Consider the following 18,735-nt stretch of genomic DNA (forward strand, 5'->3'; position numbering starts at 1 on the left):
AATGGTGGGTTCCCCCGACCGACTTCCCCCGCCGCATGGCCGGAGCCAGAGATGTCGACGCCCGCCGAGCCGACCCCGTACCGTCCACAGCCCGCCGCGCCGCCGCAGGTGATCATTCAGCAACAGCCGCCGACCGCTTTCGGCCGCTACGGCCGGCTGCTGCTGGTGCTGCTCGGCATCTGCGTGATGGTGATCATCGGGCAGAATGCTAGCTACCGAAAATACTTCAGCCCCGCCGATGGCCCGCAGGAAAAGTACCATTCGCTCAGCAAGGAAGCGACCGACAAGATTGCGATCATCCGCGTCGAAGGGACGATACTCGATCCTGACGGGTTTGTAAAAAAGCAGATCGATCGCGTTCGCGACGACAAGGACGTGAAGGCCGTCGTCCTGCGGGTCGACTCCCCCGGCGGCACCGTGACGGCGAGCGACTACCTGTATCACGAACTCAAGGAACTGGTGAAGGATCGCGAGATCCCGATGGTCGTCAGCATGGGAAGCATCTGCGCCAGCGGCGGATACTATCTCGCCATGGCGGGCGGCGAGCAGAAGACGCAGGAAGACGTGATCTTCGCCGAACCCTCGACGTGGACGGGCTCGATTGGCGTCGTGATTCCGCATTACGACGTGTCGGAGCTCCTCACCAGCTGGAAGGTGAAGGACGACTCGGTCGCCAGCCACAAGTACAAGCTTATGGGAAGCCCGACCCGCGAGCTCTCCCCGGAAGAGCGGGCCGAGGAGCGGGAGCTGCTGCAGACGCTGGTCGATCAGAGCTTTGCTCGCTTCAAGGCGATTGTCGAAGCGGGCCGGCCAAAGCTCAAAGGCAATGAGGCCGAATTGAAAAAGGCGACGACCGGCCAGATCTTCACCGCGGAGCAGGCGCAAGAGCTTGGACTGATCGACAAGATTGGCTTTATGGAAGCGGCGATCGAACGCGCGGCCGAACTCGCGGGGAAAGAAACCGACCACATCCGCTGCGTGGAGTACGACAAGCCGCCGACGGCCCTCACCGCCTTGCTGGGGGCCGACAGTCAGCTGTTGCCGCAACGGAGCAATTTCGATCTCGCCGGCGTACTCGATCTTACCGCCCCGCGGGCTTATTACCTGTGCACTTGGTTGCCGGCGATCTTGTCGAACTCTCGCTAGTTCGCGAACAAAAAAGCAACCGCCAAGGACGCCAAGAGCGCCAAGGAAATTCGAAGAAAGGCGTTTTCACCGCTGATGAACGCCGATCGACGCTAAAGAAATTGAATTCTTATTAGCGACTATCAGCGTTCATTAGCGGCGAAGCCTGTTTAACTTTTTTTGTGTGCTTCGTGTGTTTCTTGGTCAAATGCATTTCTTCCTTGGCGTCCTTGGCGGTTCAAATTCTGAATAACGAGTAATGTCCGATTCCGCAAAACCACACCTGCTTGACAGCGTCGACGCCTCGCTCGCTCAATGGGCGGCCGAGTCGAACGTGCCGCGCTATCGGGCAGCGCAGGTGCGGAAGTGGCTGTTCGAGAAGCGCGCCGCGGATTGGGACGTGATGACAGACTTGTCAAAGCCGCTGCGGGCCGATCTGGCCGAGCGGTTTCGGCTCTGGACGTCGACCGTTGCGAAGCACACTCAAGCCGACGACGGTACGGAAAAATTGCTGCTCAGCCTTGCCGACGGCGGGCAGATTGAATGCGTTCTGCTGCGCGACACGGTGCGCCGCACGATTTGCATCAGCACGCAGGTCGGCTGCGGCATGGGGTGCGTCTTCTGCGCCAGCGGCCTGGATGGGGTCGATCGCAATCTCACCACCGGCGAGATCGTCGAACAGATTCTCCGCCTGCAGCGGCTCCTCACGCCCGATGAACGGCTCAGCCACATCGTCGTCATGGGGATGGGCGAGCCGCTGGCGAACCTGGACCGGCTTCTCCCCGCCCTCGGCGAAGCCCACCGCGAGGATGGCCTTGGCATCAGCGCCCGTCGCATCACCATCTCGACCGTCGGCCTGCCGCCGGCAATTGATCGATTGGCTCGCCACGAGCAGAATTACCGGCTCGCCATTTCGCTCCACGCCCCCAACGACGACTTGCGCAACCAACTTGTCCCGGTCAACAAGAACATCGGCCTCGAACCGATCCTGGCCGCGGCTGATCGCTACTTCGACGTCTCGGGTCGGCGGATCACCTACGAGTACGTCCTGTTGGCCGATCTGAACGACTCACCGGACCACGCACGCCAACTCGCCCGCATTCTGCACGGCCGCGAGGCGCTGCTAAACGTCATCCCCTACAACCCGGTCGCCGGGTTGCCGTACGGCACGCCGACGGCCGAGACCCGCCAGGCGTTCCGCACGATTCTCGAACAGGGTGGCGTGCGCGTGAAATTTCGACATCGCAAGGGCGACCGCATCGACGCCGCCTGCGGACAGCTGCGACGCTCACAGCAGGCGTTGCCACTTGTCGAGTTGCGGTAGTTTCATTGTGGATGGCAGCGCCTTTTACAGCCCCCGGCTCCGCCGGGGGGGCGGTCACCATTGCGGTAGACATTGCCCTCCGTCACGCTGCCCCCCGGCGGAGCCGGGGGCTGAAGATCACAGTAAAACGCCAACGGCCGCGGCTCGATGTCGAGCCGCGGCCGTGGTCGCTTGGCCGTCGGATCTGGGAGGGGACGATTCGTCCGCACGAGCGCTGTGTGAAAACTCGCACGCACGCCGACGGCCAAGCGGTTGATATCCTCTGTTCAAATCAGCTTCGACCAGACCCATCGCTGAATCTGGTCGAAGCACGCGGAGGTACTGACCCGCGGGACTACTGAATTAATCCCCACGGTTCCCGCAAAAATCAAGCGCTAGGGTCTTCGTCTCCGTGAGACTTTTCCGCCGGCGCCGCATCGCGCTCTTCCTGCAGCTCGCGGAGCCGCTGCTCCAGTCGTTCCATCCGCTCCAGCATCTTCTGGTTCATCCTGTCGACCTGATCGCCCGCGCCGCCGGCATCAAACTGCCGCAGGTCGCCGGGGATGAAGTTCGGCAGGGCGCCAAATACCGATTCGTCGCGATTGAGCATCTGCTCGACGAAGGGCCGCACGTCGTCGGGCAGCTTGGCAATCGCTTCGGCGTCGTCGCCTTCCACGGTGTAGGTTTCGTCGCCCTTCTGGATGGTGATCGTCGCCTTGCCGTCGCCATCGCGGGTCACGTTCACCGAAACGCCGTTCGGGACCTGGGCGCCTTGACCGCCGAAGATCATGCCGGGGCCGATCATACGCATGCCGCCTTGGCCGCCTTGTTGACGAAGCTGTTCCATCAAGGCCTGCGGGTCGAAGTTGCCGCCTTGCAGCATTCCCATCGGGTTCTGACGCTGCTGCTGAGCAGCCAAGCGTTCCAGGACCTCGGCCGGAATCTCTTCGGGCGTCACCTTGATGACTTCTTCCTTGGCGAGCCGCAGCACTTTCAACTCGATTGGCTTGTCGTGCTTCTCGGCGACGACGCTTTGCAGGTACGCCAGGTCGGACAATGGTTCGCCGTCGACCGCGACCAGAATGTCGTCCTGTCGCAGACCCGCCTTCTCGGCCGGGCTCTCGGGCATGACCGTCTCGATCGCCACGCCGACGTCGCCTGCCAATTGCAACTGCGTGCGCAACACGCGGTTGTCGATCGGCCGGCCTTGCAGGCCGATCCAATACTTCGGCGCCGCGACCTTCGCTTCCTCGCCCTCTTCCGTCACGACGGCAGGGCGGTCGCCGCGCTCGGGCGAGAGTTCGGTAATGCGGCCTTCAGCGACTTCAACTTCTTCGTCGGCAAACGCCGCTACGGGAGATTGCGCGACGACGACGGCCAGCGCCGGAAAGGCGATCGCCAGGGCTCCCCACAGCCCTTTCCATTTGCGAACTTTCATGATGAAACTCCTCTATTTTTAGAGTGAACGAGATGATTTCGAGGGAACTCTCACTTCAGCCCCAGGCTCCGCCCGGGGGTCGGTGTCCAGCACCATCGCTCCCGCACGAGCGATTTACCTCCGGGCGAAGCCGGGGGCTGAAGCAGTCTGTCCGCTTCCCAACGAAGCGGGCGAAAGGACGCGGCAAGCCAGAGGGCAGGATGACCCATTTCGACGCTCGACTCGTTGTGTTAACCCCAAGTCATTCCATTGAGGCGAGCGTCTAGCGGTTCTCTCCGTCTTGTACGTCCCTTCGCCGGCCTCGCCGGAGTTCGCGGGCTATCGCCCGCGGCTAAATGGGTCTAATGATTCGCAGACTTTCGGGCTACTTACTCACTTACTCACCTAGACACTTATTTGCCAACCACGTCATTCAATACACAGGTCGATTGGCAGGCCGGACGACGGCGTCGTCTACCGGTACGACCATCGGGACAATCTTGTTCTCTTGTTCAAAATACAATGGCGCATATCTCCGACGGGCGTCCAGGTCGAGCCCGCGTTCGTCAAGTTGGCGATCCAGTTCCGGCGAGGTCCAATTCGGTACGTTGCCAAACGCTCGACCTAACTGCTGACCTTCCACAAGCGGCACTTCAATGCGTCGCGATACGCCGTCGCGATCGTTCACGACCAGCGTGATCGCGTCGCCGCGGCCAGCGTTCTCAGACTGCTGCGCGTCTATCTTCTTCTGCGAAATCGTCGTAGGCGCCGAAGCGAGTTGTTGGTTTGCAGGCTCGCTTGTCGACCGAGTCGAACCGCTCTGCCGCCCCAAGCCGAAGGCAACGACAACCGAAGCCGCGACGGCGAACCAGGTCCCCAGCTGCGACCGCGATGTTTCGTTTGGGGCGGGCGAGATCGTCGCGGAGGCGTCCTGGGCCACGTCCATCGTGTTGCCTGCGTCAGCGGGGGCCTTGCGCTCCCGGAGGACGCTTCCCATCGCCTCGCGCCACGTTTGCACTTCAATAAAGGCCAACGCACAACGCCGCCACCCGTCAGGCTGGGCTTCGAGCGACGCCAGGAGATCCCGTCGTTCGTTGCCCGACAACTCGCCGTCGACCAATCGGTCGATCAGCATGGCATCGCGTTGTTCGTCGGAAAGGTTCATATGATTCAGACGACTATCGAACTGCTTCAGCGGCTTCCGGCGCCAGGCTCGCCAGCGCCGCTCGCATCCGGGCGCGGGCTCGGTGCAGTCGCGCCTCGACGGCGCTCACTGACATCCCGAGACGCTCGGCCAGATCTCGATAACTCCAGTCTTCGGTATATTTCAGGAGGAGCAGTTCCGCGTCGCGCGGCGCCAAGCAAGCGATCGCTTGCCGCACGAGTTGTTGCGTCTCCTCCGCAAGTAACCAGGCGAGCGGGTCATATTCGACGGCCTCGTCTCGCGCTACGCCGCTGCCGGCGTAGCGCTCGACGAGTCGCCGTCGCCGACCCGCACGTCGGCGATAATGTAAGGCTTGCACGACCGCGATTCGGTAGAGCCAAGGGCCCGCTCGATCACGATCGTTTAATTGATCCGCTCCGCGACAGGCCGCCGCGGCGACTTCTTGCAGGACCTCGTCAAGCGAATCCCGCTCGACGCCCCGCGCCGCAAGCACGGTCCGCAGCCAGCGGCGATGCTCTGAGACGATCGACGTCAAATCGACGCTCTGCGCCGAGTCGGTCTCGGCAGTTTGCTGGCCAGCGGACGGCTTCATGTCACAGGCTTCACGGAGATAGTTACCGCTGGGCCGTCTACCTTGCACGAAAAGTTGGAAAAATCCTGAAGGATCTTTCGGCCCCTGGCTCCGCCAGGGGGTCGGCCACCATGCCGGTAACCGTCGCCCAACGAGGCGCAACCCCCTGGCGGAGCCAGGGGCTCGAAATGCCGTCAGGCCGTTCTTATCCCAACGGAGCCGCCGCCCCGAGGGTTCACGAAGAAGCGACCGCGGTCTGGGGAAAAACCAGATTTCCCGCCGGTTTTCGCAGCAGCCAGACCCACATTCCTACGGCCGCCAGAAGCAGCAGAATGCTCACATTCTGCGAAATACTCAGCCCTGTCCCGAACACGGGGGACTCGTCGACGCGGATTGATTCCTCCAGGAATCGGGCGATTGGGTACAGGGTGATCATCAGGGCGGTCACCTCTCCATCGCGGCGGCGAAAGGGATAGTACGACCACAACACCCATGCCAGCAGCGACGCGGTGATCGTGCTGTAAATCTGCGCCGGATGAACCGGTCGACTGCGGGGCGGCGGCTTGATGCCGGGCAACTGGTGCGTTGCGCCGTCGCTGGTGACGATCGTCAACGGCTTTCCTTGCATGAACGCTTGATAGATGAGCGTTTCAGCGCCGGCCACGCCAACGAGCGTGTTGCCGTCAATCTTGGCGATGCGGTCGCCCGCCTTCAGCCCTGCAGCGGCGGCGACCGAATGATCATTGATTCGATCGATGATCGCCGGGGCTCCGTCATCATTGCTCGACTTCAAGTGGAATCCGTAGAACGCTCCCGACGCGGCCTGCTCGCCGTAGGGCGGGCTCACCATGTCTGGCGCACTCTCGCGCGGGAATGAAATCGCCCACGGCGCCTCGGACTCGCCGCCATAGCAGCAGCCGTTCATCAAGCAACCAATCCGACCAAACGCGAGGCCGACGAGCATGCCTGCCGAGATCATGTCGCACAGCGGGAGCACCGGCAGTCCGCGCCGCCGCATGTAGAGCGTAAAGCCGATCATCGCGCCGATAAAGGCGCCGTACACGACGAGTCCCCCTTCGGTAAAACTCAACGCGGCTTTGAGCGTCGACGACCAATCTGCTTGGCGGATGCGATCGTCCCAATACTCGATGACGTAGAAGAGCCTCGCGCCCGCGACGCCGGCAATGAACATCCACACGGCGAGCCCCATGATCTCTTCGCCTGGAATTCCCGCCTCATCCGCGCGACGAATCGACAGCCCGATGCCGGCGATGCTCCCCAGCAAGACCATCATGCCGTAGCCGCGGATCGGCACGCCGTCGGGAAAATAATTCGGCACGAAGAACGTGATGGCGGCGGCGACGATGATGATCGTCGGCAGATGCGCCTTCAGCGCCGTAGACCAGCCGACCACCCGCGCCGTCGTCTTCAGTCCGAGCACGCTGAAGACCGCCCACACGAGCAGCAGCACCCCCGCGCCAAAAATCGGCACGTTGCCCCAGGTGAGCGGAATGCGGAAGAGTTCAGAGCACATGAATGAACGTCATTTTAGGGTGAATGCCTGGTCGGTTGGCGATCGTTAGCGGCAGGCTTGTCAGTTGTCCGTTGTCAGTTGTCAGTTGTCCGTTGTCAGTTGTCCGTTGTCAGTCGTCCTTTGTGAAGACCAGCGGACTAACGCTTTTGTCCATTGGCAACTGGCCACGGACTACTGGCGACTGACGCAATTAGCCAATCCGCAAATTATCGATCAGTCGCGTCGTTCCCACGCGCGCCGCCACGGCGACGGTCACTGGCCCGCCAATCTCCGCTACTTCGTCGACGCTCCCGTCCCGCAAAATCGCCACATACTCGACGTTTACGCCGCCGGCTGCATTGAGATGTGCTAGCATTCGCTCACGAACCACAAGCGCACTGCGCTGACCACTCGAAACTAATTCTTCCGCCAACCGCAGCGATTGACTGAGCGATAGCGCACGTTGCCTTTCGTCGGCGCCGAGATAAACGTTCCGCGAGCTCAGCGCCAACCCGTCCGGGTCGCGCACGATCGGGCAGACGCAGACGGTGATCGGCAGATTTAGATCGACGACCATCCGCCGCACCACCAAGGTCTGCTGGTAGTCTTTTCGTCCAAAATAGGCGCGGTCGGCGGGCACGCATTCGAACAATTTCAGCACGACCGTCGCGACGCCCGCGAAATGTCCCGGCCGGGCAGCCCCCTCCCACGGCACGGCCACCGGCCCGACGTCGATCGACGTCCCATATCCCCAGGGATACATCTCGGCCGCCTCAGGCACGAACGCCAATTCGCACCCGCGACCGCGCAACAGTTCCAAGTCTCGCTCCAAAGGCCGGGGATACTTCGTGAAGTCTTCGTTGGGCCCGAACTGGGTCGGGTTCACAAAGATGCTGGCCACGACGCGATCGCACTCGGCCGCCGCCGCATCAACCAAGCTGAGATGCCCCTCATGCAGCGCCCCCATGGTTGGCACGAACCCTACGGTCTCACCGCCGCGCTGAATTTCACGCACCGCGGAGCGCATCGCCTCGACGCCTTGGATGACCTGCAGAGAACGAGTGGGCGTTGCGGGCATCGCCATTCAATCTGATGGGGAAGCGGCCGATGCCAGCTCGGGCCAAACCGCTTGGACTGCCGCCGCCGCCTCGACCATCGCCTCGGCCGCGTCCGTGGAGGGGATCCACGCGATCGGGCCGCTGGTTGGAAGGTTAGGCATTCTACGCGAAGGGCCGGCAGCGTGGAACGCGGTTAAGTTCACCCACCGATCGCTTGAGAACGCCAAAATTAGTTTCGGCCGCGGGAATCCTGGGTAGCTGGTTTTGACTCGATAATCTCCCCAAGCAACGATTTCTGGATCGCCCGCAAATCGCTGCCGCAGCCGTTCAACCCAAACGGCCGCTTCCTCGGGCGCGTCGCCGATGACCGCGACCAGGTCGTCGCCGTGAACAAGTTGTTCGCACAACGCCTGCACAGTCCAACCGCTCGTGGGATGAACCATCCACGGCGCCACGGCGGCCGCGGGTTCGAGGACGAAACGCCGAAAAGCCATGCGCGGATGGGGAACAATCAAGTCATCGATTGCATCATCCGCATGGCAGCCCGCGGCTTCGCCGGAGAGAGACGCCGAACGCGGCGGCGCAGGGTGCGTCGCGACGCCCGGGCGACGCCCAGGGCTGCCATGGCGCTGTTCGATCACGATTTGATCGAACAGCAACAGGTCGAGATCAAGCGCCCTGGCGGCCCAACGCTGGCCCCGCACGCGGCCGAGTTGCATCTCAATACGTTGCAGCTCTGCTAGCATCTGCCGCGGCGTGAGCGCCGTCGACATGAGTGCGGCGCCATTCAGAAACGAGCCTTGGCCTTTGGGCCCGCCGATCGGGGGGGTCTCGACCCACCCACCGCGGCGGATGAGCCGCGAGTTCGGCAGCCGCGCAAGTTCGGCAAGCGCATCGTCGAGCCGCTCGGTTCGAGCACCCAGATTCGAGCCGAGCGCAACGAGTGCGTGTGCCATGGCCGCGTAGTCGACCCAGACTATCCAGTATAAAACAAAAACGGGGCTTGTGGCACTCTACCACAAGCCCCGTTCAAGCGCCACGCTGGCGAAAAAAAGCTGGGGAGGACATCCGGGCACGCGAAATGACTTCGCCGACGGTCGATCCAGTCAGTCGTCGCCCCCCAACGATTCGAGTGACTGCTCGCTGGCGAAGATTCCGCCATGTCGGGCCGCCACGTTATCAATCTTGCTACGCGGATCCTCGTCTGATCGGAGGAGCATCGTTGCAACGCCACGCAAGTCGCATGCCCTGCGCGGCCATGCGCACAACGCCAGCGCATACTGCCGCCCAATTGGGACACGACGAACGCGACGCTCAGCTTTCGTCACACCGCCTACAGGGAGACGAACCCACCGCTTGAACGCCGGCGAATCACAACGCGCTTCTGGATCATGCGCGTCGAAGGAGAGTCGCTCAATCAACTTTGCTGCTCCGAACCATCGGCCATTTTGCGAAGTTGGCGTCGTGTGTCAAGCAACTTTTTAGAGAATGAGATTAGCGCGTCGCGCCGACCATTCGCGCAACACTACAAAATGTGTCGCATGCCGGTAGTTGACAAATCAAGAACTGACGAGTGCGCGGCACTTCCACTCTGGAACGAGCGCTGCTTGACAACGGGAGTTGACGTCTACTCGCTACCGGATGCCAGTCGCGCCGTCGTCGCGCGTTGCCATCGTGTGATAAAATAGCTGATTCGGCCGCAACGCGATCCGCCTGCACGGCGCACCATCTTCAATTTTGGGCTCTACTTTTCATGGAATCATCGCCATCATTCGACGGCTTACGCATCGCGTCATTCGAAAGCCGCAAAGCCGACGACACGGCACGCATGATCCAACGCTTCGGCGGCGTCGCGTTCGTCAGCCCGTCAATGCGCGAGATCCCCGTCGACGCCGATCGCTCGGTCGTCGAATTCGGACATCGACTCATCACTGGCCAGATCGACGTGGTGATCCTCCTCACCGGCGTCGGCACGCGCGAGATGCTCAGCCGCATCGAACGCCACATCGATCGCGAGCGCTTCCTCCACGCCCTCGCCGACGTGAAGACAATCGTTCGCGGCCCCAAGCCGCTGGCCGTGCTGCGCGAGCTGCAACTCACGCCGACGATCATCGTCCCCGAGCCGAATACTTGGCGCGAAGTCCTCGCCGAGATCGACGCACGGCTGCCGGTCGTCAATCTCACCGTCGCGGTGCAGGAGTACGGCGTGCCCAACGTGAGCCTGGTTGCGGGGCTCGAAGCTCGCGGCGCGATGGTCGAATCGTTCAAAGTCTATCGTTGGGATCTCCCCGAAGACGCCGGCCCGCTCCGCGCGAATATCAAACGCCTCGCCGAGGGCGGTCTCGACGTCGCGATGTTCACTTCCGCACAGCAAGTCGTTCATCTGCTGCGTGTGGCCAAGGAGCTTGGCCTCGAAGCGCAAGTCCGCGACGCCTTTCGCCGCACGGTGGTCGCCTCGGTCGGCCCCACGACCACCGAGATGCTCCGCGCCAACGGCCTGCCGGTCGACTTCGAACCGTCGCACCCTAAGCTCGGCCACCTCGTCGCCGAATCCGCCGCGAGCGCCAAAGAGCTGCTAGAGCGCAAAGCCTCGGTCGCCGCCGGCTGGAGCGCAAAGGCCGCCGCGATCAAAACTCACGACTCGCGTATGCCGTCGACGCCGCGCGATCTCACGCAACATGACAACCACCCGTCGCAAGCCGGACCCTTCATGAGGGCCTGTCGCCGCGAGTCGGTCCCCTACACCCCCATTTGGCTGATGCGGCAAGCCGGCCGTTACATGGCCGAGTATCGCGAAGTCCGCGCGAAGCAGTCGTTTCTCGAACTCTGCAAGAACCCCAAACTCTGCAGCGAAGTGATGTGCACTGCCGTAGACCGCCTCGGCGTCGACGCTGCGATCATCTTCTCCGACCTGTTGCCGATCCTCGAACCGATGGGGCTCGAACTTGAGTTCGCCCCCGGCGACGGCCCGCAGATTCACAACCCAGTGCGCGAATCGGCAGACGTTGATCGCGTCATCGAACTCGAAAGCACCGAGTCGCTCCACTTCGTCTTCGAGACGGTCGCCCAGACTCGCAAGGACTTGCCCGAGCACATCCCGCTCATCGGCTTCTCCGGCGCTCCGTTCACGCTCGCTAGCTACGCGATTGAAGGGGGGGGCAGCCGCAACTTCCTCCACACGAAGACGCTGATGTACCGTGCCCCCGACGCCTGGCGCGAGCTGATGGAGCGGCTCTCTCGATCGATCACCCGCTACCTCAACGCCCAAATCGCCGCCGGCGCTCAGGCGGTGCAACTCTTCGACAGCTGGGTCGGCTGCCTCTCCCCCGCCGACTACCGCCAGTACGTCCTGCCGTACGTCCGCAGCATCGCCGACGGCCTCTCCCCCGGCGCCCCGCTCATCCACTTCGGCACCGGCAACCCGTCGCTGCTGCCGCTGATGGCCGAAGCTGGCGGCGACGTCATCGGCGTCGATTGGCGCATCGACCTCGCCGACGCCTGGCAAGCGGTCGGCTACGACCGCGCCGTGCAGGGCAACCTTGACCCCACAATCCTCTTAGCCGATCGCGACTCGATCGAAACCCAAGCCCGCGCGGTGCTGACCGCCGCCAACAACCGCCCCGGCCACATCTTCAACCTCGGCCACGGCGTGCTGCAGCAGACGCCGGTTGATAACGTGAAGGCCCTCGTCGACTTCGTTCATACGGAAAGCAGACGCTAAAGCGATAGCGATAGCCGGAGGCCCACGGCCTCCGGGCGGCGCCACCAAGCGACGTGGCCAACCGCTCCCCCACGGCCCCCGGACCGCGTGGCGGTCCGGCTATTGGAAGATATCCAAAGAAGCGACCTGTGCCCGCGGGAAAGTGACTTCTTCCTGCCTAGAAGCTACAATTCAGGCAACCCGGTCGCTTGTCGCCCACAGGATTTCAGCGCAATGGCTTCGCCCCAATCACTAGAAGTCGCCCGCCGAGCTCGACTCATCTACGACGAGCAGCTTCGCGAACAACTCGAACGCGAGCATGCGAACGAGTTCGTCGCCATCGAACCAGAATCAGCACGGTTCTTTCTTGGCGCCACCCTAAGCGAAGCGATTCAGGCTGCGCGACGCGCGTTCCCAGACCGCTTGCCTTTTGCGCTACGCATTGGCCACAACAGTACGGTCCACCTCGGAGCACTCGCCTCGTGATCGGCCACGTCGATGAAGGCGACCGGGCGCTGATCCCGCTCCGCATCGCGCCGTCGGTAAAACTTATCCGCGCGACGTGCAGGCTTGGATCGATACGGCGTTCAATGGCGAGCTCGTCCTCGACGCTACGCTGATTGCAGAGCTCGGCTTGCCCATCTCGGCAACGATCGTCGCCACCTTGGCCGATGGCTCGGCAGCAGTGCTGGAAACCTATACCTGCCAAATTGATTGGTTCGGCGAGACCCGCCAAGTCGAAGTCATCGCCAATGCCGGATAATACCCGCTCCTTGGCATCGGTCTCCTTCTCAACCGCAAATTGACGATCGACTACGCAACCAAAACGGTTACGTTAACGTAGGCACATGCTGCTTCGCCTCGTCAATCGCCGGCGGCTTCGCGTCGTTGATCAGATCAATCAACACCCGCAGCCGACCGTAATTCCGCCGATTGAAATGAAACGCCAACCGCGGCAACGTCGACAGGCTGTAGTCGTCCGCCTCTTCCTTGAACGCCTCGCGCTGCACGAACTCGCCCTTTGCGAGGAGGTCGGTGAAGTCGCGATTGATCTCCGCCAGCGTTTCTTCCGGCAGCGCGTGCTGCAGGCGGAACACCAGCTGCTTCCGCACGAACCGCATGCTGTGAAACACGCGGTAGAACTGCATGATCTCGCCGACCGTCTCGTCGACGGTGTCGAACACCTTGTACAGCCGGAAGTCGACGTGCGAGATCATCCGCTCGCCCCACAGATGCTTGTCGACGAACGCGTGGAAGTCTTTCCAGTAGGTGCCGCCCGGCTCGTCGAGCAGGATCACGGGCACCATGTCGCGCTTGCCAGTTTGCAATAACGTGAGCACCTCGAGCCCTTCGTCGAGCGTGCCGAACCCGCCTGGCAGGCAGACCACCGCGTCGCACTCTTTGACGAACATCAGCTTGCGGGTGAAGAAGTACTTCATGTTCACCAGCTTCGGGTCGTCGCGAATGATTTCGTTCGACGACTGCTCGAAGGGCAGCATGATGTTCAACCCCATCGAGTTCTCGCGCCCAGCGCCGCGATGCCCCGCCTCCATGATGCCGCTGGCGGCGCCGGTGACGACCAGCCATTGCCGCTCGGCCATCACCTTGCCCAGTTCCATCGCCTGCAGGTACGCGGGCGCATCGGTCGGCGTGCGAGCTGAGCCAAACACCGTCACTTTGCGTTTGGTTCGATAACCGGCGAAGACCTTGAACGCGTAACGCAGCTCGCGGATCGTCCGAGCCAAAATCTTGAGATCGCCCCGATCGATCCGATCGGCATGCATCTTGTCCGTCGACTCGCGCAACATCGCGATCAAGTCGGAGATGTCGTCGGGCTCCAGGGGTAGTTCGGAATCAATCGTCGACATATTTTCTCATTCAGTTTCGGCGGGAAACGGCGTCGGGAGCCTGTTGCGACTGGTTGCTCTACCATAACCGGGGCGATTTCCGGTCGCAAAAGGCTCCCGACGCCCTCCGTGCATCCATTCCTAACAAAAACAGCCCAGCGCATGAGCGCCGGGCTGTTCGGTTGGGAGTCTTACTCAGCGGCGGCTAGTCCGCTCAAGCCGAGGGTCGACGATAGTATTGGTAGGCCAACAGCACTTCGTATAGGTCTGCCGAGAGGGTGATCTCGTCGTCGTCAAAGTCGCTCAACCAGGTGCGGCGGCTGTTGACGGCGTCGGCCAGCAGCGGCAGGACCTCGCTCAGCGGCGCGGTGATGCACGGCTTGCCAGCGTTGCTGCTGACCAAGGTTGGCGCGACGGTCTCTTCCGGGCCGCGGTAAATGCGCAGGTAACTAGCTGACATCTCGAGGGGTCCCTCCCATCGTTGACGTTTCGGAACTAAGACGCACGGTGCGACGCACTTGGCTCATCCTTGAGCCCCACCGCCATCAATGGCGCATGCGCCCCCCTCGCTCGCATGGGGTGGTATCGTCTGGAGCGGTTTTCGACGTTAAGCCAATAGGTCTGGAAAATCGAAATGTGCCTGAAACCACTGCTAGCACGATCATTCGGCCGTGCCGAGAAACGGACCGAGACGCCTACCGAGCCGACCAATTTCGATGAACTCGGGTGTCCAAGCAGACCTGCGGATCGGCTCGCCGAGGTCCCTGGAACGCCTCTAGAGCCCCATGCTGGCATCGCCTACGATACTCCCATGTGGCGGGACATGCGCTCTCCCAACCCGCCCCGGCCCCGCCTGGCCGGTCGCTAACCGATTCCTCTCCGCCAGCCTACTTTCATGGACTTTCGCGAACGACTCCAACGCGCCACCGTCCGCGGCCAGCAGGCCCGCGACGCTGAAGCACAGGCCAAGGCCGCGAAGGCCCTCAGCGAAGAGGAATGTCGCCGGCTCCATTCGAACTACCGACTCCTGTTGAACGACCACATCGAGAGCTGCCTGAAGCAGCTCGCCGAAAACTTTCCCGGCTTCAATTACGAATCGGTCGTCACCGAAAAGGGCTGGGGCGGCGCGGTGCGGCGCGACGACTTTGGCATGAGCGGCGGCCGACGCGAGAACTACTTCAGCCGGCTCGAGATCGTCGTGAGCCCCCACAACCAGTACCATGTGCTGGAAGTGCTTGCCAAAGGCGCCGTGCGAAATAAAGAGAACTTTAACCGCAATCACTATCAGCTGCTGAAAGACGCCGACCTCGACGCCTTCCGCAATCTGATCGAGCAATGGACGCTCGACTACGCTGAGCAGTACGCGGCAAGTACGTCGTAGCATTGCAGCCCTCGGCTCCGCCGGGGGGTCGCCTACCATGCCGCTACGTCTTACGGCGCGCAACCCCCTGGCGGAGCCAGGGGCTGAAAGAGATAGCCTTCACGCCAACAAAAAAAGCCGCGAAGCGTTCGCTCCGCGGCTCTGCACTGATCAACCTCAAAACCGCCCAACCTACGCATCCAGCGGCGCGAGCGTTAGCTCCCGCAGCGCGTCGAGACACTCGAGCACCGACTCCGGCGTCGTCTCGGCCCACTCCAGCCGCCGCTGCGTGATGATCGCCAGCTTGAATTGCTCGAAGGCGTCGGCGATGTCGTCAGGCAGATCCCCGACTTCAACGCTCAAGCGGCCGCGGCTTTTCTTCGGGCTCTGCGGCGCTTCGTCGTCATACGATGAGCTCGACCCGCCTGAGTGCGACTCGGCCTCTTCGCCTTCTTCGTCGTCCGCCTCTTCCTTCGTCCGCTTCGCGGCGCCTTCGACTGACTTCACCTCCGCCGACTCGCCGGTGACGGCGCCTTCGCGGGCCGCCATCTCCGACTCGTCTTCGCCGAGCCACGGGGCGTCTTCGTCATCGCCCGCCGCCGCCTCGGCGTCGTCGTTCGGCATCGTCTCGCCCGGCTTGCCGACTGTTTCCCAACGCTGCCCGCGCATCTGCGAGACCGACCAGCCGTTGTGGATCGCCCCCTCAAGCCACATCTCGGCGTCTTCCCAGTCGATCGCCGCCTGAAAGTGGCTCCAATAGAGCCCTTGGTATTGATCGAACGCGTCGCCGAATCGTTGGAAGACGCGGCGCAGCCGCCCGACGTGCTGGCTCGTCACGCGGCCGACCAACTGCGACCACGCCTCGTCGGAGTACTCGGTCACCGCAGCTCCGTCGGCGATGAGCGCTTCGCGCCACTCGCAGATGATCCGCCCCTTTTCCCAGTTGGTGGTGCTGACCAGGCGATTCCACCGGCCGACGAACTGATCTGCCGCTCCATCGCCGGCCAGCGCCGTCAACGACGAACCCTCAGCAATTGCGGCAGATGACTTCTTCTTTCCGGCGGCCATGCAAATCGCTCCTTGCAGCGTGAATTCCATACGCCGACGAAGCGCTCGCCTCGTCGGGGGCCGCGGATTCTATCACGCTCGCAAGGGGCAAAACCACAAGGCGCAAGGGGCGCCGAGGCGGAAAAGAGTTGAGTTGTGGCGCGTCGCTACGGCAACACCGTTAATCGCCGCAATCTTCGCGAGTCCGGCGCCCCGCGCCGATCGCGACAATCGCCAAAGATTCACAGCAAGGCGGGGGATAAGCTGTCAGTAGCCGCGGGTCAACGACCCGCCGGAGCGGCCCCGCAAGACTTGCCAGTCGCTCAACAGCGCTCCGGCGGCTCGTTGAGCCGCGGCTACTCGCAACCAGCGCTTACGCCAACTCCGGCGCCTGCTCGTCCGACACGAAGTCACACCCCTTGTGCGCTCCGTCGCAGAACGGCTTCTTCGCCGAGTGGCCGCATCGGCAGAGGGCGTAGGCGGGCTTCGCCGGATCGAGCTTGAACTCGCGTCCTTGCGAATCGAGCAGCTTGAACGGCCCCTCGACGAGGAACGGACCATTGGGACGCATGCGAATCGTTACGTCGGCCATGATAAACCTGCGTTGCGGTGACACATCGACTAGGAAAGATCGCAGTCTAGCCGATTCGCGGCGAAACTTGAACCAGAGGGCAGCAGGCAGCAGGCGGATGGAGTGTGCCGCCCGCACGCGGAGGGTGCCTGCTGCAACTACTTCGCCTCGCCCGCTTCCGGCGACAATGTCGACTCAAGCGCTGGCGTCGCCGGCTCGAGCATGAAGAGCACTCGCTCGCGTTTGTCGCTTGCCGCGACGGCGGCCTCGGACTTAGTCGGCGCCTGATCGGCCCGCGCCGCCCCCTTCAGCTTCAGCTCCGCGGCGTCACTTTCGGCCTTTTTGGCGAGCAGCGGATCGTCGTCCGCCAGCACGGCTGCAAACGCCTCTTTGTCGTGACGGCACTTCTCCAGGAGCGCGTCAATTTGGGCCGGCGTTGCCTCGACCCAGATCAGGTTCGCCCCAAGCTGCTTCACCGCGACAGCGGAATCAAGCTCGACGCCAAGCTCAACCTTGTCGGCCGCCTCCGGCTGCGATGGCGACGGCGCGAAAAAGAAGTAGAGCGAACGTTCCTGCTGGCCTGCGGCATCATGCTTCGCGTCGTCGGCCGCGCGATTAAATGACGTCCGCGGCGCTAACTCAAGAACTCTTTCGCCGCCAGCTTCTTTGATGCCTTCACCGACTTCCGCCCGCGCGATGTCGCTCTCGGCCAGGAACTGTTCGAAACGCGCAACGCCCTCGTTCGAAGCCAATTGGAGCGTGACTTTCGCCTGCGGCATCTCCGCCGCCGGGGCCCCTGCGCGCGCCGCTCTCATCACTGTAGCTTGGCCGCCATCCCCAAACGCCGCGCCGCCGCGAAAGCTTTCAGCGGCGCCCCCTCCCATGCCGCCCATCGCCACACCGGCCGGCGCCGCAGCTGACGCCGGCGCTGCATTCTCCAGCGACGACGCATCCTCTGGCGAAGACGATAGCGGCGCCATCAACGCCCCCGACCGGTCGAGCGAATCGTGCAACGCCACGGCGTCGGCCCTCGGCTGCCCGTTTGCGGCCGACTCAGCGAACGCATCGAGGTCCGCTAACTTCCCCGCCGACGCCTCCGCGACCGTGCCGTCTGCAGAAATCGCTGGAACTCCGGGCGTCGCGGCGAGCGGCGCCGCCGCCGGCCTTAACTCCTCAGGCGCCGCGGCGGTTGCCGGCAGAGCCGCCATCTCAACGGCGTTCTCTCCACTCGGAGCGTTGGCGTCAACGCCGACGACGCCCATCGATCCGCGCAGCCCCGGCGGCAGCGCTGCAGGCTCGGCGCGGTTGTTCGCCGCCGCCAACTGATCCACCGACGCTGCTTCACTGGCGCCAGCTGCCGGCCGCAGCCGCCGCTCCAACTGTTCCAGCTCCGCGTCGGCCTGGGCCTCCTCCGCCTGTCGCTTTTCGGCCCGCGCGAGATCGCGTTCGTCTTGCGCCAGTTCGGCGGGCTGAAAGATCGCAATCAACACGGTCGCCGCAATGGCCAGCGCCGACCACGCCAACCCGCGACGAATCCCGGCCCAGCGATCGACGGGCGTCAGCGGCAACGTCGCTGGCCCGCGCGCGTCCGAATCGGCCTGAGCTTGCTCGACTTCGGCCAGCACGCCGACACGCAAGTCGCGCGACAGCGTCTCGCGCGGCAGCGACTTGATCGCACTCGACAGCGATCGCAACTCGTCGACCAAAGCTGCCGCCATCGGATCGCTCCGCAGACGCTCCTCCACCAGCGCACGCTCCGCCGCCGTCAGTTCGCCGTCGACGTAGGCGCTGAGTAGTTCGTCGTCGAAGTCGTCGTTAGCGTTCCCGGCCGTCATGCTCTACTTAGAAATACAAATACATTTGAACCACGAAAGGAACGAAAAGTTTGAAACCGCAGATGAACGCCGATGAACGCAAATGAAAAGGCGCTTCAACGCATGCTCTACTCTGTATTCGCAATGGACAACGGACCACTGACAACTGACTCTTCCTTCCGTCTGCGTTAATCCGCGTTCACCTGCGGTTCCAAAATTTGAACTTCTTCCTTTCGTTCTTTTC

Annotated in this window: 17 protein-coding genes; 6 read left to right on the plus strand and 11 right to left on the minus strand. The window is 62.9% G+C overall.

Going from position 1 to position 18,735, the window contains the following annotated elements:
* Positions 1 to 51 precede the first annotated feature (51 nt).
* Together sppA and rlmN are read left to right on the plus strand one after the other, a co-directional pair.
* On the plus strand, positions 52 to 1,146 hold the full coding sequence (sppA, locus tag I41_RS25690; RefSeq protein WP_145435875.1) for a signal peptide peptidase SppA: 1,095 nt from the start codon (positions 52 to 54) through the stop codon (positions 1,144 to 1,146).
* A 238-nt stretch (positions 1,147 to 1,384) separates the two neighbouring features.
* Complete coding sequence (gene rlmN / locus I41_RS25695) at positions 1,385 to 2,449, plus strand: 23S rRNA (adenine(2503)-C(2))-methyltransferase RlmN (RefSeq protein WP_145435876.1); 1,065 nt, start codon at positions 1,385 to 1,387, stop codon at positions 2,447 to 2,449.
* A gap of 367 nt (positions 2,450 to 2,816) precedes the next feature.
* Here the strand turns inward: rlmN and I41_RS25700 are convergent, their stop codons facing one another.
* From I41_RS25700 to folK, 6 genes are all read right to left on the minus strand, one after another.
* Positions 2,817 to 3,866, minus strand: a complete 1,050-nt coding sequence (locus I41_RS25700) for a PDZ domain-containing protein (protein ID WP_145435877.1) — start codon at positions 3,864 to 3,866, stop codon at positions 2,817 to 2,819.
* 412 nt (positions 3,867 to 4,278) lie between these two features.
* Positions 4,279 to 5,010: a hypothetical protein gene (locus tag I41_RS25705; RefSeq protein WP_145435878.1), complete on the minus strand. Its 732-nt coding sequence runs from the start codon at positions 5,008 to 5,010 to the stop codon at positions 4,279 to 4,281.
* Positions 5,011 to 5,023: 13 nt separating this feature from the next.
* Positions 5,024 to 5,602 carry an RNA polymerase sigma factor gene (locus I41_RS25710; RefSeq protein ID WP_145435879.1) on the minus strand — a complete coding sequence of 193 codons (579 nt, stop codon included), beginning with the start codon at positions 5,600 to 5,602 and terminating at the stop codon, positions 5,024 to 5,026.
* A gap of 214 nt (positions 5,603 to 5,816) precedes the next feature.
* Positions 5,817 to 7,115, minus strand: a complete 1,299-nt coding sequence (locus tag I41_RS25715) for a prolipoprotein diacylglyceryl transferase family protein (RefSeq protein ID WP_145435880.1) — start codon at positions 7,113 to 7,115, stop codon at positions 5,817 to 5,819.
* 190 nt (positions 7,116 to 7,305) lie between these two features.
* Positions 7,306 to 8,172: a pantoate--beta-alanine ligase gene (gene panC, locus I41_RS25720; protein ID WP_210421072.1), complete on the minus strand. Its 867-nt coding sequence runs from the start codon at positions 8,170 to 8,172 to the stop codon at positions 7,306 to 7,308.
* 6 nt (positions 8,173 to 8,178) lie between these two features.
* Positions 8,179 to 9,108, minus strand: coding sequence for a 2-amino-4-hydroxy-6-hydroxymethyldihydropteridine diphosphokinase (gene folK / locus I41_RS25725; RefSeq protein ID WP_145435881.1), 930 nt, complete (start codon positions 9,106 to 9,108; stop codon positions 8,179 to 8,181).
* A 797-nt stretch (positions 9,109 to 9,905) separates the two neighbouring features.
* Between folK and hemE the strand changes: the two genes are divergently transcribed.
* The 3 genes from hemE to I41_RS25740 all read left to right on the plus strand — a co-directional run bounded on the left by hemE (position 9,906) and on the right by I41_RS25740 (position 12,615).
* Positions 9,906 to 11,873 (plus strand): uroporphyrinogen decarboxylase, encoded by a 1,968-nt coding sequence (gene hemE, locus I41_RS25730; protein ID WP_145435882.1) that lies wholly within the window; start codon positions 9,906 to 9,908, stop codon positions 11,871 to 11,873.
* Positions 11,874 to 12,086: 213 nt separating this feature from the next.
* A complete protein-coding gene (locus I41_RS25735; protein WP_145435883.1) occupies positions 12,087 to 12,338 on the plus strand; it encodes a hypothetical protein in 252 nt (83 codons plus the stop codon).
* 76 nt (positions 12,339 to 12,414) lie between these two features.
* Positions 12,415 to 12,615, plus strand: coding sequence for a hypothetical protein (locus I41_RS25740; protein ID WP_145435884.1), 201 nt, complete (start codon positions 12,415 to 12,417; stop codon positions 12,613 to 12,615).
* A gap of 67 nt (positions 12,616 to 12,682) precedes the next feature.
* On the opposite strand, the gene I41_RS25745 is transcribed toward I41_RS25740, so the two are convergent.
* Both I41_RS25745 and I41_RS25750 read right to left on the minus strand, forming a co-directional pair.
* Positions 12,683 to 13,720 (minus strand): LOG family protein, encoded by a 1,038-nt coding sequence (locus tag I41_RS25745; RefSeq protein ID WP_145435885.1) that lies wholly within the window; start codon positions 13,718 to 13,720, stop codon positions 12,683 to 12,685.
* Positions 13,721 to 13,913: 193 nt separating this feature from the next.
* Positions 13,914 to 14,159: a hypothetical protein gene (locus I41_RS25750; protein WP_145435886.1), complete on the minus strand. Its 246-nt coding sequence runs from the start codon at positions 14,157 to 14,159 to the stop codon at positions 13,914 to 13,916.
* 435 nt (positions 14,160 to 14,594) lie between these two features.
* Here I41_RS25750 and I41_RS25755 point away from each other — a divergent pair, with 435 nt between their 5' ends.
* Positions 14,595 to 15,080, plus strand: a complete 486-nt coding sequence (locus tag I41_RS25755) for a hypothetical protein (protein ID WP_145435887.1) — start codon at positions 14,595 to 14,597, stop codon at positions 15,078 to 15,080.
* Positions 15,081 to 15,251: 171 nt separating this feature from the next.
* On the opposite strand, the gene I41_RS25760 is transcribed toward I41_RS25755, so the two are convergent.
* The 3 genes from I41_RS25760 to I41_RS25770 all read right to left on the minus strand — a co-directional run bounded on the left by I41_RS25760 (position 15,252) and on the right by I41_RS25770 (position 18,512).
* On the minus strand, positions 15,252 to 16,127 hold the full coding sequence (locus tag I41_RS25760; RefSeq protein WP_145435888.1) for a hypothetical protein: 876 nt from the start codon (positions 16,125 to 16,127) through the stop codon (positions 15,252 to 15,254).
* A 352-nt stretch (positions 16,128 to 16,479) separates the two neighbouring features.
* Positions 16,480 to 16,698, minus strand: a complete 219-nt coding sequence (locus I41_RS25765; protein WP_145435889.1) for a CDGSH iron-sulfur domain-containing protein — start codon at positions 16,696 to 16,698, stop codon at positions 16,480 to 16,482.
* 137 nt (positions 16,699 to 16,835) lie between these two features.
* Positions 16,836 to 18,512, minus strand: a complete 1,677-nt coding sequence (locus I41_RS25770) for an anti-sigma factor family protein (protein WP_145435890.1) — start codon at positions 18,510 to 18,512, stop codon at positions 16,836 to 16,838.
* Between the last annotated feature and the right edge of the window lie 223 nt (positions 18,513 to 18,735).

The sequence above is a fragment of the Lacipirellula limnantheis genome (assembly GCF_007746075.1).
Taxonomy (GTDB): domain Bacteria; phylum Planctomycetota; class Planctomycetia; order Pirellulales; family Lacipirellulaceae; genus Lacipirellula; species Lacipirellula limnantheis.

Bases quoted from the DNA above. Each gene is read 5' to 3' on its own strand.
- I41_RS25705 (WP_145435878.1), bottom strand. From the start codon at position 5,010: ATGAACCTTTCCGACGAACAACGCGATGCCATGCTGATCGACCGATTG.
- I41_RS25700 (WP_145435877.1), bottom strand. From the start codon at position 3,866: ATGAAAGTTCGCAAATGGAAAGGGCTGTGGGGAGCCCTGGCGATCGCC.
- I41_RS25710 (WP_145435879.1), bottom strand. From the start codon at position 5,602: ATGAAGCCGTCCGCTGGCCAGCAAACTGCCGAGACCGACTCGGCGCAG.
- rlmN (WP_145435876.1), top strand. From the start codon at position 1,385: ATGTCCGATTCCGCAAAACCACACCTGCTTGACAGCGTCGACGCCTCG.
- hemE (WP_145435882.1), top strand. From the start codon at position 9,906: ATGGAATCATCGCCATCATTCGACGGCTTACGCATCGCGTCATTCGAA.
- folK (WP_145435881.1), bottom strand. From the start codon at position 9,108: ATGGCACACGCACTCGTTGCGCTCGGCTCGAATCTGGGTGCTCGAACC.
- I41_RS25715 (WP_145435880.1), bottom strand. From the start codon at position 7,115: ATGTGCTCTGAACTCTTCCGCATTCCGCTCACCTGGGGCAACGTGCCG.
- panC (WP_210421072.1), bottom strand. From the start codon at position 8,172: ATGCCCGCAACGCCCACTCGTTCTCTGCAGGTCATCCAAGGCGTCGAG.
- I41_RS25760 (WP_145435888.1), bottom strand. From the start codon at position 16,127: ATGGCCGCCGGAAAGAAGAAGTCATCTGCCGCAATTGCTGAGGGTTCG.
- I41_RS25770 (WP_145435890.1), bottom strand. From the start codon at position 18,512: ATGACGGCCGGGAACGCTAACGACGACTTCGACGACGAACTACTCAGC.
- I41_RS25750 (WP_145435886.1), bottom strand. From the start codon at position 14,159: ATGTCAGCTAGTTACCTGCGCATTTACCGCGGCCCGGAAGAGACCGTC.
- I41_RS25755 (WP_145435887.1), top strand. From the start codon at position 14,595: ATGGACTTTCGCGAACGACTCCAACGCGCCACCGTCCGCGGCCAGCAG.
- I41_RS25735 (WP_145435883.1), top strand. From the start codon at position 12,087: ATGGCTTCGCCCCAATCACTAGAAGTCGCCCGCCGAGCTCGACTCATC.
- sppA (WP_145435875.1), top strand. From the start codon at position 52: ATGTCGACGCCCGCCGAGCCGACCCCGTACCGTCCACAGCCCGCCGCG.
- I41_RS25765 (WP_145435889.1), bottom strand. From the start codon at position 16,698: ATGGCCGACGTAACGATTCGCATGCGTCCCAATGGTCCGTTCCTCGTC.
- I41_RS25745 (WP_145435885.1), bottom strand. From the start codon at position 13,720: ATGTCGACGATTGATTCCGAACTACCCCTGGAGCCCGACGACATCTCC.